The sequence below is a fragment of the Cupriavidus malaysiensis genome, assembly GCF_001854325.1.
Classification (GTDB): Bacteria; Pseudomonadota; Gammaproteobacteria; order Burkholderiales; family Burkholderiaceae; genus Cupriavidus; species Cupriavidus malaysiensis.
In genome coordinates this window covers 803,374-819,527 of the sequence record NZ_CP017754.1, presented here as the reverse complement: position 1 = coordinate 819,527, position 16,154 = coordinate 803,374, and the positions used below count along the sequence as shown (strand labels likewise).

Here is a 16,154-nt window from a genome sequence, read left to right as displayed (position 1 = left end):
TAGAGCCTGCGGCCGCGGCCCGCCGGCCGCGGCGTGTGATCAGTTCGGCCCGCCGACGATCACGGTCGCCATGGCATCGGGATGCACGTGGCGTTGGAAGGCCTGCTTGACCTGCTCGCGCGAAACCTTGGCGATCTGCGCGGTCCAGGTGTCGAGGTAGTCCAGCGGCAAGCCGTACCAGCCGATATTAGCCACATTGGTCAGCAGCTTGCGGTTGTTGTCGATGCGCAGCGGGAAGCCGTTGACCAGGTTGTCCTTGGCCGCCTTCAGCTCCAGGTCGGTCGGGCCTTCGGCCACGAAGTCCGTCAGCACCTTGCGCACCAGCGCCAATGCCTCGTCGGTCTGCGCCTTCTTGGTCTGCAGGCTGACGGCGAACGGTCCCGGCTGCTTGCTCGGCGCGAAATAGCTCTCCACGTCGTAGGTCAGGCCGCGCTTCTCGCGCACCTCATTGGTCAGCCGCGAACTGAAGCCGCCGCCGCCGAGCACGTAGTTGCCCACCAGCAGCGCGAAGTAGTCGGGGTCGCCGCGCGCGATTGCCGGCTGGCCGAGCAGTACGGTGGCCTGCTGCGCCGCGTGGGGAATGCGCTGTTCGCTGGCGGGGATGGCCATCTGCACCGACGGCATCGTCGGCGGCGCGGCGCCAGCCGGCAGGCCGCGCGTAAGCTGCTCGGCAATGGCCTCGGCCTGCTTGCGGTCGATGGCGCCGATCAGCGTGACCACGGCGCGCGAGGCGGCGTAGTTATCGCGCCAGAAACGCAGGATGTCCTCGCGCGTGATGGCGTTGACCGAGGCCTCGGTTGCCGTCACGCCATAGGGATGGCTGGGATAGACCGCCTTGGACAGGCGCTTGTCGGCGATCACCTCGGGACGGGCATCCCCCTCGCGGATGGCCGTGATCAGGCGCTGCTTCTCGCGCGCTACCACGGCATCGGGATAGGTCGGCGCATGGATCAGTTGCGCTGCCAGGTCGACCGACTGCTTCAGCTCCGGCTGCGCCGTCAGCGTACGCAGGCCGATGCCGCCCCGATCGCCGCCGGCCGAGCCGCCGAAGCCGGCACCGGTATCGGCGAAAGCGTCGGCGATCTGCGCCTCGTTGCGTGCCGGCTGGCCTTCGGCCGCCGCCGCCCCCTTATCCAGCAGCGCCGCCGCCAGGGTGGCGAGGCCGGACTTGCCGGCCGGATCGTAGCGGCTGCCCGCATCGAAGTCGACGTTGATGTCCAGCATCGGAATCGACGGGCTCGGCACGAAATAGACCTGCGCGCCGGTGGCGGCGGTCCAGTGCTCGATGGGCAGCGCTGCCTGCGCCACCGTGGTGCCGAACAGGGCCAGCGCGCCAGCGGTGGCCATGGCGGCCTGGCGCAGCCAGCGGGACATTTGCGGCGACCGAAGCGCCGGGACGGACAAGTGCATCGTGGCTCCTCAGTGCAGATCGGCGGGAAGCGCGACCTTGGGCTTGTTGGGGTCGATCGGCTGCGGCAACAGGGTGGCCACGGTCAGGTTGTCATCGCTGAAGTATTTGGCGGCGACGGCCTGCACCTGCTCGGGCGTGACGGCCTTGATCCGTTCCAGCATGCGGTCCAGGTCGCGCCAGGACAGGCCCGACATCTCCGCCACACCGATCTCCATGCCCTGCCCGGCGACGGAGTCGCGCTTGTAGATCTGCCCGGCCACCACCTGCGCCTTGACGCGCTTGAGCTCCTCGGGCGAGACGCCGCTCTTGGCGATGCGCTGGACCTGCTCGATCAGCGCACGCTGGATCTCCTCGGTGGTGTGTCCCTTCGCCGGGGTGCCGTCGAGTACGAAGAGGGATTCGCCGCGGTTGATGCTGTCGTAGCCGACGTTGACATCATCGGCCAGCCGCTGCTCGCGCACCAGCTCGCGCGGCAGGCGGGCATTGTCGTAGCCGTTCAGCACCGCCGACAGCACCTCGAGCGCGTAGGGATCGACGTCCTTCTCCACGTCGTGCAGGCGCGGCACCTTGTAGGCCATCACCACGTAGGGATTCTCGGCCGGCGCCTTGACCCAGATGCGCTTGACGCCGATCTGCGGCGCTTCGATCTGGTTCTTGCGCAGCGGCAGCGCGTGCGGCTTGAGCCTGCCGTAGGTGCGCTCGGCCAGCAACCGCACCTGGGCGGGATCGACGTCGCCGGCGACGACCAGGATGGCGTTGTTGGGCGCGTACCACTGGTGATACCAGGCCTGCACGTCTTCCACGCGCATATTGACCAGGTCGTTCATCCAGCCGATGGTCGGATGGCGGTACGGCGCCGCCGTGTACACAGTGGCCAGCAACTGCTCGTAGACGGTGCCGCGCGCGGAGTCATCGATGCGCATGCGCCGCTCTTCCATCACCACCTTCATCTCGCTGTCGAAGTCGCTCTTCTTGATGATCAGGTTCGCCATGCGGTCGGCCTCCAGCTCCATCACCTTGGGCAGGTACTGCTTGCCGATCTGCTGGTAGTAGAGCGTGAAGTCGCGCGTGGTCATGGCGTTCTCGCGGCCGCCGAGTGCGGCGATCTGCTTGGAGAACTCGCCCGGCCCGACCTTGGGCGTGCCCTTGAACATCATGTGCTCGAGCATGTGCGACAGGCCCAGGGTACCGGTCACTTCATCCATGCCGCCCACGTGGTACCAGACCTGCTGCATCACCGTTGGTGCGCGATGGTCTTCCTTGACGATCACGCGCAGCCCGTTGGCGAGCTTGAACTCGGTGATGCCGGCGCTCGATGGCGCCGTGGCGGATGCCGCCGGGACGGTGGCCTTCTGCTGCGGCGCGTCCTGCGCGTGCGCGGCAGGCAGGCACCAGGGCAACGCCGCGATCAGCAGGGCGGGAAGGAGGCCCCGGGCCCTGCGTCTGGCCGCCGCCGAAAACGCCTGGGAACGGGTGGATGCGGCACGGGCGGCGCCCGTCCGGAACTTGACAGCGCAGTGGTTCATGCGACCCCGTCTGATAGAATTTTGCCGATTGATTCTACCGGGCTATTGACCTCTTTCCCAATGTTTAGTTTCTGGAAGAAGCGCAAGGCGGAAGCGGCTCCCGCACCCGCCCCGGCACCCGCCAGCGCGCCTGCGCCCTCCCCCGCCACGCCGCAGGAAACCCTGCCGGCGCACGCCGTGCCCGCGCCGGTTCCCGAGCCGGCGGCCACGGCGGACGCCTATGAACTGACCCTGCCGCCGGTGCCCACGCAGGAAGACCGGCAGGGCTGGATGCGCCGGCTGCGCGCCGGCCTGTCCAAGACCAGCCGCAATCTCGGCACGCTGTTCCTCGGCGTCAAGGTCGACGAGGCCCTGTTCGAGGAACTCGAAACCGCGCTGCTGATGGCCGATGCCGGCGTCGAAGCGACCGAGTACCTGCTGGGCGAGCTGCGCCGCCGCGTCAAGAACGAGCGCATCGAGGATGCCGAAGGCGTCAAGGCCGCGCTGCGCACGCTGCTGACCGACCTGCTGCGTCCGCTCGAGAAGACCATGGAGCTGGGCCGCGAACAGCCGCTGGTGATGATGATCGCGGGTGTCAACGGCGCCGGCAAGACCACCAGCATCGGCAAGCTGTGCAAGCACTTCCAGCACTACGGGCAGTCGGTGCTGCTGGCCGCCGGCGACACCTTCCGCGCCGCCGCGCGGGAGCAGCTGACGATCTGGGGCGAGCGCAACAATGTCACGGTGGTGGCGCAGGAAAGCGGCGACCCCGCGGCCGTGATCTTCGACGCCGTCAACGCGGCGCGCGCGCGCGGCATCGACATCGTGATGGCCGATACCGCGGGGCGCCTGCCCACGCAGCTGCACCTGATGGAAGAGCTGAAGAAGGTCCGGCGCGTCATCGCCAAGGCCATGCCGACGGCGCCGCACGAGGTGCTGCTGGTGATCGACGCCAACACAGGCCAGAACGCGCTGGCCCAGGTGCGCGCCTTCGACGATGCGCTGGGCCTGACCGGCCTGCTGGTGACCAAGCTGGACGGCACCGCCAAGGGCGGCATCCTCGCCGCCATCGCGCGACAGCGCCCGGTGCCGGTCTATTTCATCGGCGTGGGCGAGAAGGTCGAGGATCTGCAGCCGTTCAAGGCCGAAGAGTTCGCCGACGCGCTGCTGGGCTGAAACCGGCGCTCCGGCACGCCCCCGATAAAAAACCCGGCAGCTGCCGGGTTTTTTATCGGACTTCCGTCAGGTGCCGCACCTGCCGGTCGCCCCACCTGCTGCGCCCGCTCCGCCTACTCCGCGTCGGGCTGGGCCTTGGGCGCGGCGTTCTGGAACGCCGGCAACGCCATGCACGCCTCGTGGATCCGTGCGACGGTCGGGAACGGCGCCAGGTCGACGTTGAAGCGCTGGGCGTTGAAGACCTGCGGGGCCAGGCAGACATCGGCCAGCGTAGGCGTGTCGCCCAGGCAGAAGCGCCCGACGCGGCCGCTGCGCGCCAGGGCGATCTCCAGCGCGGCGAAACCCTGCTCGATCCAGTGCCGGTACCAGCCGTCCTTGGCCTCCTCCGACACACCCAGCGTGTGCTTCAGGTATTTCAGCACGCGCAGGTTGTTGAGCGGATGGATGTCGCAGGCGATCTCCAGCGCCAGCGCGCGCACGTAGGCACGCTCGAGCGCGTCGCCCGGCAGCAGCAGCGGCTGCGGATGCAGCTCGTCGAGATATTCGACGATGGCCAGCGACTGGGTCAGCGCATGGTCGCCGTCGACCAGCGTCGGCACCAGCGCATCGGCATTCAGCGCGCGGTATTCCGGCTTGAGCTGCTGGCCGCCGTCCTTGAGCAGGTGCACCGGCACGTAGTCATAGGGCAGGCCCTTGAGTTGCAGCGCGATGCGTACGCGGAACGAGGCCGAACTGCGGAAGTAGCTGTACAGCTGCAGCATGGCTCAGACCACCTTGACGACGAGGTCGCCCACGCCTTCCACGTGGCCCTGCATGACGTCGCCCTTCACCACCGCGCCGACGCCCTCCGGCGTGCCGCTGAAGATCAGGTCGCCCGGCTGCAGCTCGAACAGGCGCGACAGGTAGGCCACCATCTCGGGCACCGACCAGATCAGGTCGGAGAGGTCGCCGCGCTGCTTCTCGGCGCCGTCCACGCTCAGCGTCACGGCCCCCTTGTGCGGATGGCCGATCGCCGATACCGGCACGATCGGGCCGATCGGGGCCGAGCGGTCGAATGCCTTGCCGGTCTCCCAGGGGCGGCCGGTCTTCTTCGATTCGTTCTGCAGGTCGCGCCGGGTCATGTCCAGGCCGACGGCATAGCCGAACACATGGGCCGCGGCATCCTCCACCGCGATGTCCTTGCCGCCCTTGCCGATCGCCACTACCAGCTCGATCTCGAAGTGGCAGTTGGAGGTGCCCGGCGGATAGGGAAACTCACCCTGCACACCATCCGGCACATAGCTGACCGCATCCGACGGCTTGCAGAAAAAGAACGGCGGCTCGCGGTCGGGATCCGAGCCCATTTCGCGCGCGTGCGCAGCATAGTTGCGGCCCACGCAGTACACGCGGCGCACGGGAAAGCTGGCGCTGCTTCCGCGCACGGGCACACCCACCGGGGCCGGCGGGGCGAATACGAATTCGGTCATACATCTCTCCAATCTTGTTCTGTGCCTGCGGCGCGCCGGCACCGGTACCGGCGTCTCGCAAACCCGCCGCGCGGCAGGGCCACAGCATACACCCGCGCGACCCACCGGCCCAGGCAGACGTATGATGAGTACGGGAAAATACGTAAGGCATTACCAGACAATGCCGAGCCATGCTGGACCGCGCCGAACGCCTTCGGCACGGCGTGAAGCTCGACAGGCTCACCGGCACGCGCTGCCACGCGCAGCACAATCCCATACCGCGCGAAAGCACCGGGTGCTGTCCGGCATGCGGCGCCGCAGTTGCGCTGCGCTATCATGAAGCGCATCCCCACGAGCGCCGCATCATGACCCAGCCCGCCACCACCACAAGCCACGCCACGCCCTTTCCAGCGGCGAAATACATCAAGGAAATCGGGCGCGGCGCGCAGGGCGCGCGGGCCCTGCCGCGCGATGACGTGCGCACGCTGTTCGACGCCATGCTCGCCGGGCGCGTCTCCGACATCGAACTGGGCGCCATCCTGATGGCCTACCGCATCAAGGGCGAAGCGCCACACGAGCTGGGCGGCATGCTAGAGGCCGCCCATGCGCACTGCGCGCCGCTGCCGGCGCGGCCGGATGGACCGGTGGTAGTGATCCCGAGCTACAACGGCGCCCGCAAGCAGCCCAACCTGGTACCGCTGCTGGCCATGCTGCTGGCACGCGCCGGCACCCCGGTCCTGGTGCACGGCATCCGGCACTTCGCCGGACGCCTGACCAGCCTGGCACTGTTCGAGGCACTGGGCGAGCCGCTGTGCTCCAGCACTGCCGAAGCCGCGACACGGCTGCGCGGCAGCGGCGGCGGGCTGCCGCTGGCGGTGCTGCCGATCGACGTCCTGTCGCCGGCACTGAGCCGCCTGCTCGACAAGCGCGACATCGTCGGCCTGCGCAACTCGGCCCACACCGTGGTCAAGCTGCTGCAGCCGGTGGGTGGCCACAGCCCGGCCGAAGCCCTGCGCCTGTACAGCTACACACATCCGGAATACCGCGAGACGCTGACCGACTTCTTTTCGCACGAGCCGGCCAACGTATTGCTGGCGCGCGGCACCGAAGGCGAAGTGGTGGCCGATGCCCGCCGCGGCGGGCGCATCGACTGGCTGCACGACGGGCACCAGCGCACGCTGGTCGAGCCGGCCTCCGGTTCCATTGCCGACGTGCCGGACCTGCCGGCTGGCACCAGCGTCGAGCAGACCGTGGCCTGGATCCGCGCGGTGCTGGAAGGCAAGCTAGCCGTGCCGGCGCCCATCGCGGCCCAGGTCGAGGCCATCCGCGCCTGCCTGCGCGATGGCGCGCAGGTGAATTGGGCCAGCCCGGTCTAGGGCTGCGCCCTCCTCCAGGCGGCGACGCCGGCCAAGGCTGCCGCCCTGCCCGTCAGGACGGGCGGCGCGGCGGCAGCGGGATGCGTTCGGTCTCGCCTGGCACTTGCGGAAAGAGATTGTCTTCCCAACGCTGCGCCGCCGCCTCGATGGCCTCCTTGCTGCTGGCCACGAAGTTCCAGTAGATGAAGCGGCGGCCGTCCAGCGGCTCGCCGCCGAGCAGCATCACGCGCGCCCGCGTCGTGGCACTCAGTGTCACCGTCTCCCCCTGCACCAGCGTCGCCAGGTGCTCGGCCGGAATGGCCTCGCCATCGACGGCGATGCCGCCTTCGACGACATAGACACCACGCTCCACATGCTCGGGAGGAATCACCAGCGTGGCGCCCGCCTCCATCTCCAGGGCAACGTAGAGCGTACGGCTGAAGACACGCACCGGCGACTCCTGGCCGAAGGCATCGCCGGCGATCACCGTCAGGCGCACTCCGGGCAACTCCAGCCGCGGCAGGCTGGCGGCGCCGAAGTGGTGGAACGAGGGCTCCACGTCCTCGTAGGCCTTCGGCAGTGCCACCCAGGTCTGGATGCCGTGCAGGTGCGGTCCGGCCGGCCGCTCGGATTGCGGCGAGCGCTCCGAATGCGCGATGCCGCGGCCGGCGGTCATCCAGTTGACGTCGCCGGGGCGGATCACCTGCTCGTTGCCCAGGCTGTCACGATGGAGGAATTCGCCCTCGAACAGGTAGGTCACCGTGGCCAGGCCGATGTGCGGATGCGGACGGACGTCCGCCCCCTTGCCGGGCGGCATCGCCACCGGGCCCATATGGTCGAGGAAGATGAAGGGCCCCACCGTCTGCGCGGCCGCCGCGGGCAGGACGCGGCGCACGGTGAAATCGCCCAGGTCCCGGACATGGGGATTGAGCAGGTGTTCGATGACAGACATAGATCCTCCTGGGAATGAATGTACCGTGGAGACGGCATCGGCGAAGTGGCGCATCCGCAGTGTAAACGCCGCTCCCGCCCGCCGCTCCCACTCTATTGGCCGAAAGGGCAGAACCAGGCGGCGATCCGCATCTCTAATGCTAGGCGCGAGCGGGCCCTCGCGCCGGGAAGTGCGTTATGCGCCATACAAATGCATGCTATCCATTCTGAAATAGCAATCGCCTGGAACTATTGACCACATTGCCAGTCGAATTAGCAGTCAACCGGCTTGAGTGCTAATATGTGTTGCAATGCAGTGCGTTTCCCCGAGGGAAACAGCACCCCCGGCAACCCGCCGGCCGGACGCAAAAGGAGCCAATGAGTGAACGCAGTCCTGTCTGCCGATTCGATCCAATCCACCACCCTGCCCGCGATGCCGCAGCGCGGCGCCAGCCTTGCGCTGGCCATGCCCGGCAACCTGGGCAACCTCGACAGCTACATCCAGGCGGTCCACCGCGTCCCGATGCTCTCCGTCGAAGAGGAGCAGCGTCTCGCGCGCGAGTTGCGCGACCATGATTCCGTCGATGCGGCACGCCGGCTGGTGATGTCCCACCTGCGCCTGGTCGTATCCGTGGCACGCCAGTACCTGGGCTACGGCCTGCCCCACGCCGACCTGATCCAGGAAGGCAATATCGGCCTGATGAAGGCCGTCAAGCGCTTCGATCCCGACCAGGGCGTGCGCCTGGTTTCGTACGCCATCCACTGGATCAAGGCCGAGATCCACGAGTACGTGCTGAAGAACTGGCGCATGGTCAAGGTGGCCACCACCAAGGCCCAGCGCAAGCTGTTCTTCAACCTGCGCAGCCACAAGCAGGAAACCCACAACACCTTCACGCCCGAGCAGGTCGAAGCCGTTGCGCGCGAGCTCAACGTCAAGCCCGAGGAAGTGATGGAGATGGAAACCCGGTTGTCGGGCGGCGACCTGGCGCTGGAAGGGCAGGTCGACGACGGCGAAGAGGAATTCGCCCCGATCGCGTATCTGGCCGACAATCACAACGAACCCACCCGCGTGCTCGAAGCCAAGCGCAGCGACCGTATGCAGGTGGAAGGCCTGGAAGAGGCGCTCGGCAAGCTCGATCAGCGTAGCCGCCGCATCATCGAGGCCCGTTGGCTGCACGTCAACGACGACGGTTCGGGCGGCGCCACGCTGCATGAACTGGCCGACGAGTTCGGCGTTTCCGCCGAGCGCATCCGCCAGATCGAGGCGGCGGCCATGAAAAAGATGAAGGGCGCGCTGCAGGCCTTCGCCTGAGCGTCCTTGCCGGCGCCGCGCACAGCGCGTCCGCCGGGCGGAATGGCAAAGGGCCGGTTCCCCGTGAACCGGCCCTTTCTTTTTCGCTGCCTGCGTTTTCCCCTGCCTGCGCGAGTGCGCGGCGCAATCAGGACAGCAGCAGTTTCAGGTCGTGCGCGATCGGCTCGGGCCCCTGGCCGTGGCGGATGAACAGGCGCAGCCGTCCCTGCGGATCGAACACGTAGCTGCCCGCCGAATGGTCCATCGTATAGTTGCCGGGCGAGGTGCCGGGCACCTTGGCGTAGTAGACCTTGAAGTCCTTGGTGACTTTCTGCAGCGCCGCCTCGTCGGCCGGGCGCATGCCCAGGAAACGCGAATCGAAAGCGGGCACGTATTGCGCCAGCAACTGCTGGGTATCCCGCTCGGGATCGACCGTGACGAACAACACCTGCACGCGGTCGGCATCGGGTCCCAGCGCTTCCATCACGCCCTTCAGTTCGGCCAGCGTGGTCGGGCACACGTCGGGGCAATGCGTGTAGCCGAAGAACATCACGACCGCCTTGCCCTTGAAGTCAGCCAGCGTGCGCACCTTGCCGTGATGATCGACCAGGCTGAAATCCTTGCCGAATTCGCTGCCGCCCGTGATGTCGATGTTTTGGAACTTCGGAGCGGATTGCCCGCAAGCCGCCAGCATCAGAGCCAGCAGCGCCATTGCGGCATATTGCCGCAGGCGGCCGAAGCAGGAGAAAGACGGGAAGGGGCGGGGCTTGGACATTGCAGGGTTCGTCGGGGGAGCGGGCCGGATGCAGGCCATCCGCATGGCCATGCGCTTCCCGCTCGGTTCATCACACTGGCGAGTATCGCCCATCCGCATGCAGGCGCGTCCCGGCGCGACAAAGTGTCGCGCCGGGGGCAGTGCTGGCTCAGAGCGGCAGCACGAACTTGAAATAATGATCCACCAGCAGCACAGCGAACAGCAGTGACAGGTAGAGGATCGAGAAGCGGAAGGTGCGCTGCGCCAGTTCGTCCGAGTAGTTGCGGTACAGCCGCCAGGAGTAGGACAGAAAGCCGCCACCCAGCACCAGCGCCGCCACCAGGTAGATCAGGCCGCTCATGCCGTAGATGAACGGCAGCAGCGTGGCGGCGATCATCACCAGTGTGTACAGCAGGATATTGAGCAGGGTGAAGCGCTCGCCATGCGTGATCGGCAGCATCGGCAGGCCGGACTTGGCGTAGTCGGCGCGGCGGTACAGCGCCAGCGCCCAGAAATGCGGCGGCGTCCAGGTGAAGATGATCAGCACCAGGAACCATGCCTCGGCCGGCACCGTGCCGGTTACCGCGGCCCAGCCCAGGGCCGGCGGCATGGCGCCCGACAGGCCGCCGATGACGATGTTCTGCGGCGTGGCCGGCTTCAGCAGGATGGTGTAGATGACCGCGTAGCCGACGAAGGTGGCCACCGTCAGCCACATGGTCAGGTCATTGGTGAAGACGTGCAGCAGCCACATGCCGGCCCCGCCCAGCACCGCCGAGAACGCCAGCGTCTGTGCCGTGCCGATCTCGCCGGTGGCCGAGGGGCGCCAGGCCGTACGCCGCATCAGCGCGTCGATCTTCTGCTCGACCAGGCAGTTGATGGCGAAGGCGGCGCCCGCCAGCAGCCAGATACCGGCGGCGCCGCCCAGCAGCACCGGCCAGGGCACCATGCCCGGCGTGGCCAGGAACATGCCGATGACGGCGCAGAAGACGGCCAGTTGCGTCACGCGCGGTTTGGTAAGCGCCGCATACTGGCGCGTCATGTGACGCAAGCGGCTGATTGGGTGGGGTTGGGTAGCTGTGGCCACGGGAGGGGTCTTGTCCTTCATGTCGCGCGCGCAGCGGTTGTGGCGCGGGTGGCGGCGCCGGCAGGCCGGGTCGCAAGCCCTATATTGTAATGGAGGCGGACCAGAAGCAGCAGAAGCACCGCCGCCCCACCGTTGTGCGCCACCGCGGCCACCAGTGGCCAGTCGAGCACGATATTGGACAGGCCCGTGGCCAGTTGCAGGGCCAGCACCGCCAGCAGCCAGCCGGCGGCCCGCTCCAGTCCCGCCACGCGGCGCGCACGCAGGGCGAACCAGGCGAGGAAGGCGAGCACCACGAAGGCAAAGCCGCGGTGTACCCAATGGATGGCCACCAGCGCCGCATGGGGGATGTAGTCGCCGTCGGCGGTCATGCCTAGCTGCCGCCACAGAGTGAAGCCATGGCGGAAATCCATCTGCGGGATCCACTGGCCGTTGCACAGCGGGAAGTCGGTACAGGCCAGTACCGCGTAGTTGGTGCTTACCCAGCCGCCCAGGAAGATCTGCACGACCAGCAGCAGCAAGGCGATGCGGGCCGGCCAGCGCAACAGCCCCGCACCCGCGCCCACTCCATGCGGCGGATCGTTGCGCGAGCCGAGCCGGATCAGCGAGGCCAGCAGGCCCATGCCGAGCATCAGGTGGGTCACGACGATGATGGGCTGCAGCTTCTGCGTCACGGTGAAGGCGCCGAAAGCGCCCTGCACGCACACCAGCAACAGCACACTGCTGGCGAACCAGGGTGACTGGCGCAATTCACGGCGCTTGACCCAGGCCAGCACCACCAGCGTGATGATCAGCACGCCCACCGCCATGGCGAAGTAGCGGTGGACCATCTCGATCCAGGCTTTGGCCAGCGTGACAGGTCCGCTCGGCAGAGCCGTCTGCGCGGCGCGGATCGGCTCCAGCGCGGCATGTGGATTCGAGTGCCCGTAGCAGCCCGGCCAATCGGGGCAGCCCAGGCCGGAATCGGTCAGGCGGGTGAAGCTGCCGAACATGATCAGGTCCAGCGTCAGGAAAGCGGTGATCCAGACCAGCCTGCGGTACTTGTTGCGATCGCCCTTGACGAGCACGTAGGTGAGGGGAATCAGGGCGATCAGGACCCCGATGGTGGCAAGTTGGATCAGCATGGGTGAGACATCGGTTGCAGCAGGCGCATCGGTCCGGTCAGCCGATACGGGAGTACTTCAGCAGTTTCTTGAGGTCCCCGTTGACGCCCTTGGGGTCGGGATCCTTGGGAAAGCGCATCATCAGGTTGCCGAGCGGGTCGACCAGGAACAGCGTGTCCTCGATGCGCCCGCCCGCCTCGGCCGGCAGCCAGCGCCGCGCGGTATCGGCATCGATGCGCAGGAAGCGGGTGCCGGCATAGGGCTCGTTGTAAGCGGCGGACAGGCGCGGGTCGACGGCACCGTTATCGAGGATAAGCCACACCGGCACGATGCGCTCGCGCCCTTCGCCTTGTCCGGCACGCAGCTGGCGCGCCGTGAACAGCTTCCTGGCGCAGGCCTCGTCGCAGCCGGAGGCATCGACGCTCAACAGCAGCCACTTGCCCTTGAAGCGCTCGAGCGGCACCGCCTCGCCGCGCTCGTCGCGCACCTGCACGGCCGGCAGCGGGCGCTGCGGATCGATCAAGGTGCCATAGTTGGTGGTGCCGCCGGCCGGCCGGAACACATAGTAGGTCAGGTAGGAGGCGATCACAGGCGAGGCGCACACCAGCAGCAGGAACAGCATCTGCAGCCGCCCCCTGCGCGTGCGCGCATCGATGCGCGGCCCGGATGCCCGGCCGGAGGCGACCTGGGCCAGTTCGGCCGCGCGCGCGGAAATGGGATCTTGGGTTGGCATGTGTCGCTCAGTTCATTCGTGATGCTTGTGCCGGCGCCGTCGCACGGGAGCGCCGCCAGCCCAGTGCCAGCAGCAGTACGAGGGTCAATGCGGCCAGGCCGAACCACTGGAAGGCATAGCCGTAGTGGCGGTCGGCGCCGGAATCGGCCGGCGCCCAGTCGCGCGCCAGCCCGTCTCCTGTGTCGTTGCGCTGCTCCAGCACCAGTGGCTGGAGCGTCACGCCGAGCTCCGCCCCGTAAGCCGCGAGATCCAGGTTCTGCCGTATCTTCTGCCCGGCTTCGCTGGCGGAGCCCAGATTGTAGACCTTCGGCACGGCAGCCAGTGCCATGCCATCGATGTCGACCTCGCCCGCCGGCGTGGGAAAGGGCGCGATGCGGCTGCGGTCCTGCGCATCACGCGGCAGCCAGCCGCGCAGGACCAGCACGCTGGCACCCTGCCCCGTCCCGCCCTCGGCGGCGATGCGCAGCGGCGTCAGCACCAGGAAGCCAGCGCGCGAATCGGTGCCGTTGCCATGCGGGCGGTTGTCCAGCAGCACCGTATGCGCGGCGTCGAAACGGCCGCGCGCGCGCACCCGCCGGTCGGCCAGGTCGGCAGAGGCTGCCAGCGGCACCGGGCCCAGCAAGAGCGGTGTCGCTGCGGCCAGGGCCTGCTGACGCGCGGCGCGCGCCAGCTTCTCATGCGCACGGTTGAGCTGCCAGTTGCCCAGCGCGCAGGTCAGCGCGATCACCATCAGGGCGGCCAGCGTCGGCGCCGGCCGGAAGAAGCGCGCGGGGAAGAAGCGCACGCTCATCGCACCAGCCTCCCGCCATGGCCGAGCCCGGTGCGATAATGGCCGCTTTCGCCTTGCCGAAACCGCTCGCCTGCCCCCGTCATGCGCATCGTCATCGTCATTGCCTTCATCCTGATCATCGGCAGCCTTGCCAGCGCGCTCTTCTTCATGATGCGGGATCGCGGCAGGACCCCCAACATGATGCGCTCGCTGATGTTCCGCGTCGGCTTCTCGGTGGCATTGTTCCTCTTCATCCTGTTCTCGCACTGGATGGGCTGGATCCAGAGCACCGGCATCCGCATGGGGCCCTGAACCTGCCTGCGCCGGGCAGTTGCAGCACCGGCCCTCCCAAACGAAAAAGCAAGCGCCGCAGGATCCCAGCCAGCCTGCGGCGCTTGCTTTTCCAGTTCTGCGCGCATTCGCCGGCCGCCTCCCTGCGACCAGCGCGTGCCGCCGCAGGTGCGGCGGCACGGCGATGCCTGCTTACAGCCAGTACACGACGATGTAGAGGAACAGCCAGACCACATCGACGAAGTGCCAGTACCATGCGGCGCCCTCGAAGGCGAAGTGATGCTCGGGGGTGAAATGGCCCTTCAGCACGCGGCCCAGCACCACCGCCAGCATGATCGCACCCATGGTCACATGGAAGCCGTGGAAGCCGGTCAGCAGGAAGAAGGTGGAACCGTAGATGCCCGAGGTCAGCTTGAGATTGAGCTCGCTGTAGGCGTGGTGGTATTCGTAGGCCTGGAAACCCATGAACACGGCGCCCAGCAGGATGGTCAGCACCAGGCCCTGGATCACCTGGCTGCGCTTGCCCGCCAGCAGCGCGTGGTGCGCCCAGGTCAGGGTCACGCCCGAGGTGAGCAGCAGCGCCGTGTTGATGGTCGGGATCGGCCACGGCCCCATGGTCTGGAAATTCTCGATGGTGCCGGCCGGGCCGCTGTTCGGCCACACCGCGGCAAAATCGGGCCACAGGATCTTGTTGTTCAGGTCCCCCAGCCACGGCATGGCGATACTGCGCGCGTAGAACAGCGCGCCGAAGAAGGCGGCGAAGAACATCACTTCGGAGAAGATGAACCAGCCCATCGACCAGCGGAAGGACAGGTCGATGTTCTTGCCGTAGCGCCCGCCCTCGGATTCTCCGATCGCGTCGCCGAACCAGCTCTTGAGCACGAACAGGAACCACAGAAGGCCGACCGCGAACAGGTACGGCGCCCAGGCCTGGCCGTTGACCCAGCCGGCGGCGCCGCCACCGGTCATCAGCAGGCCGAAAGCCGCCGTGATCGGGTGGCGCGACGGGCCCGGTACAAAGTAGTACGGCGCGTTTGCGCGATTCGCACTCATGCTTTTCTCTCCAGCTCTTTGGTCTCAGATACCGCGGTTGTTATCTATTCATCCGGCCTGGATGCTGCCGGTGCCACGTGTTGTCATGTCTTGTCTACCCCGGGGCTTGCCGCGGCTCACCCCACCACCATCCGCACGATGACGATCAGCGCGGCGATGAAGAGCGCCGCGCCGAGCAGGCCTGCGATGATCACGTGCAGCGGATTCAGCCGGGCCATGTCACGCTCGTGCTCGGCCCCCTTGCGCAGGCCGATAAAGGACCAGAACACTGCACGCAGCGTCTGCCAGAACGACATCTTGCGCTTGACCGCATCCTTCAGTTCATCCACGCCGCCCTGCCTCCTTGCGTGCCGGCCCGTATCCTGGCCTGGCCCGTATCCTGGCCCGTATCCTGGCCCATATCCCGGCCCGGTGCCCTGCTGCCCGCGGCCCGATTCAGCCGCCCTTCGCCGCCGGGGCCGGCGCGTCATCCAGCGCCCCCTGCGGTGCCTGCGCCACCGGCGTACCCACCTCGAAGAAGGTGTACGACAGGGTGATATTCTTCACGTCCTTCGGCAGCGCCGGGTCGATCACGAACACCACCGGCATCTCGCGCGCCTCCTTCGCCTTCAGCGTCTGCTGCTTGAAGCAGAAGCACTCGATCTTCTTGAAGTACTGCGTCGCCTGCTTCGGGGCGTAGCTCGGGATCGCCTGGGCGGAGATGTCGCGGCTCTGCCCGTTCGCCACCTCGTACACGATCGTCGTCATCTCGCCCGGATGCACTTCCATGCTGTGCTTCACCGGCCGGAAGGCGAACGGCCCGCGTGCGTTGGAGTCGAACTCCACCGTCACCGTGCGGCTCTTGTCGACCTGCGTGTTCTTGGTCGTGCCGCCATACAGGTCGCGCGTGGTCAGCACGTTCAGGCCGGTGAGGTCGCAGATCTTGCGGTACAGCGGCACCAGCGCGTAGCCGAAGCTGAACATCAGCGCCACCACCACGAGCAGGCGCAGCAACATGCCGCGGTTGAAGCGGCGATCGCTGTCGCGCTCCGCCTGTACTTGCTGCTGGTCCACTTCCATGCCGTCCACCTCGCAGGCTCAGCCCAAGAGCACCATCTTGGCAAAGAAACCCAAGAAGAAAACCAGCGCGATGGAGAAAAGGATCAAGCCGAGGCGCCGGTTGGCGGCCTTGCGATCCGGCTGCGATGGGGTTCTGTCTGGATGCTGCATCTCGACTGCCATTCCGACTGCCTCTACCACTTCCGTTGCGCGGGCGGG

Annotated in this window: 18 protein-coding genes; 4 read left to right on the top strand and 14 right to left on the bottom strand. The window is 67.4% G+C overall.

Features of this window, described 5'->3' with window-relative positions:
- Window positions 1-39: 39 nt before the first annotated feature.
- The gene (locus BKK80_RS03550; RefSeq protein WP_418235879.1) at window positions 40-1,374 is read right to left on the bottom strand and encodes a M16 family metallopeptidase; all 1,335 of its coding nucleotides are present in this window, start codon (window positions 1,372-1,374) and stop codon (window positions 40-42) included.
- 45 nt (window positions 1,375-1,419) lie between these two features.
- Window positions 1,420-2,937, bottom strand: a complete 1,518-nt coding sequence (locus BKK80_RS03545; RefSeq protein ID WP_071037544.1) for a M16 family metallopeptidase — start codon at window positions 2,935-2,937, stop codon at window positions 1,420-1,422.
- A gap of 60 nt (window positions 2,938-2,997) precedes the next feature.
- On the opposite strand from BKK80_RS03545, the gene ftsY reads away from it, so the two are divergent.
- Complete coding sequence (ftsY, locus tag BKK80_RS03540) at window positions 2,998-4,092, top strand: signal recognition particle-docking protein FtsY (RefSeq protein WP_071010901.1); 1,095 nt, start codon at window positions 2,998-3,000, stop codon at window positions 4,090-4,092.
- Window positions 4,093-4,205: 113 nt separating this feature from the next.
- Here the strand turns inward: ftsY and maiA are convergent, their stop codons facing one another.
- Together maiA and BKK80_RS03530 are read right to left on the bottom strand one after the other, a co-directional pair.
- Entirely contained in the window at window positions 4,206-4,853 is a 648-nt protein-coding gene (maiA, locus tag BKK80_RS03535; protein WP_084545466.1) for a maleylacetoacetate isomerase, read from the bottom strand.
- A 3-nt stretch (window positions 4,854-4,856) separates the two neighbouring features.
- The gene (locus BKK80_RS03530) at window positions 4,857-5,558 is read right to left on the bottom strand and encodes a fumarylacetoacetate hydrolase family protein (RefSeq protein WP_071010900.1); all 702 of its coding nucleotides are present in this window, start codon (window positions 5,556-5,558) and stop codon (window positions 4,857-4,859) included.
- A 344-nt stretch (window positions 5,559-5,902) separates the two neighbouring features.
- On the opposite strand from BKK80_RS03530, the gene ybiB reads away from it, so the two are divergent.
- The gene (ybiB, locus tag BKK80_RS03525; protein WP_071070651.1) at window positions 5,903-6,913 is read left to right on the top strand and encodes a DNA-binding protein YbiB; all 1,011 of its coding nucleotides are present in this window, start codon (window positions 5,903-5,905) and stop codon (window positions 6,911-6,913) included.
- Window positions 6,914-6,965: 52 nt separating this feature from the next.
- On the opposite strand, the gene BKK80_RS03520 is transcribed toward ybiB, so the two are convergent.
- A complete protein-coding gene (locus BKK80_RS03520; RefSeq protein WP_071010899.1) occupies window positions 6,966-7,844 on the bottom strand; it encodes a pirin family protein in 879 nt (292 codons plus the stop codon).
- Window positions 7,845-8,255: 411 nt separating this feature from the next.
- Here BKK80_RS03520 and rpoH point away from each other — a divergent pair, with 411 nt between their 5' ends.
- Window positions 8,256-9,134, top strand: coding sequence for an RNA polymerase sigma factor RpoH (gene rpoH / locus BKK80_RS03515; protein WP_231908022.1), 879 nt, complete (start codon window positions 8,256-8,258; stop codon window positions 9,132-9,134).
- 127 nt (window positions 9,135-9,261) lie between these two features.
- Here rpoH and BKK80_RS03510 read toward each other — a convergent pair whose 3' ends face one another.
- From BKK80_RS03510 to BKK80_RS03490, 5 genes are all read right to left on the bottom strand, one after another.
- On the bottom strand, window positions 9,262-9,825 hold the full coding sequence (locus tag BKK80_RS03510; RefSeq protein ID WP_231908021.1) for an SCO family protein: 564 nt from the start codon (window positions 9,823-9,825) through the stop codon (window positions 9,262-9,264).
- A 211-nt stretch (window positions 9,826-10,036) separates the two neighbouring features.
- Entirely contained in the window at window positions 10,037-10,972 is a 936-nt protein-coding gene (locus BKK80_RS03505) for a heme o synthase (RefSeq protein ID WP_071010896.1), read from the bottom strand.
- Window positions 10,969-12,072: a COX15/CtaA family protein gene (locus BKK80_RS03500; RefSeq protein WP_071010895.1), complete on the bottom strand. Its 1,104-nt coding sequence runs from the start codon at window positions 12,070-12,072 to the stop codon at window positions 10,969-10,971. Before BKK80_RS03500 ends, BKK80_RS03505 begins: the two co-directional genes overlap by 4 nt.
- A 37-nt stretch (window positions 12,073-12,109) precedes the next feature.
- Entirely contained in the window at window positions 12,110-12,784 is a 675-nt protein-coding gene (locus tag BKK80_RS03495) for an SCO family protein (RefSeq protein ID WP_071010894.1), read from the bottom strand.
- A 7-nt stretch (window positions 12,785-12,791) separates the two neighbouring features.
- Window positions 12,792-13,574, bottom strand: coding sequence for an SURF1 family protein (locus BKK80_RS03490; protein ID WP_071010893.1), 783 nt, complete (start codon window positions 13,572-13,574; stop codon window positions 12,792-12,794).
- Window positions 13,575-13,655: 81 nt separating this feature from the next.
- Here BKK80_RS03490 and BKK80_RS03485 point away from each other — a divergent pair, with 81 nt between their 5' ends.
- Window positions 13,656-13,865, top strand: a complete 210-nt coding sequence (locus BKK80_RS03485) for a twin transmembrane helix small protein (protein ID WP_071010892.1) — start codon at window positions 13,656-13,658, stop codon at window positions 13,863-13,865.
- A gap of 171 nt (window positions 13,866-14,036) precedes the next feature.
- Here the strand turns inward: BKK80_RS03485 and BKK80_RS03480 are convergent, their stop codons facing one another.
- The 4 genes from BKK80_RS03480 to BKK80_RS36210 all read right to left on the bottom strand — a co-directional run bounded on the left by BKK80_RS03480 (window position 14,037) and on the right by BKK80_RS36210 (window position 16,106).
- On the bottom strand, window positions 14,037-14,897 hold the full coding sequence (locus BKK80_RS03480) for a cytochrome c oxidase subunit 3 (RefSeq protein ID WP_071010891.1): 861 nt from the start codon (window positions 14,895-14,897) through the stop codon (window positions 14,037-14,039).
- A 116-nt stretch (window positions 14,898-15,013) separates the two neighbouring features.
- Window positions 15,014-15,226, bottom strand: a complete 213-nt coding sequence (locus tag BKK80_RS03475) for a DUF2970 domain-containing protein (protein WP_071010890.1) — start codon at window positions 15,224-15,226, stop codon at window positions 15,014-15,016.
- Between the two features lie 106 nt (window positions 15,227-15,332).
- Entirely contained in the window at window positions 15,333-15,956 is a 624-nt protein-coding gene (locus BKK80_RS03470; RefSeq protein ID WP_071016025.1) for a cytochrome c oxidase assembly protein, read from the bottom strand.
- 18 nt (window positions 15,957-15,974) lie between these two features.
- A complete protein-coding gene (locus BKK80_RS36210) occupies window positions 15,975-16,106 on the bottom strand; it encodes a cytochrome oxidase small assembly protein (protein WP_231908020.1) in 132 nt (43 codons plus the stop codon).
- Between the last annotated feature and the right edge of the window lie 48 nt (window positions 16,107-16,154).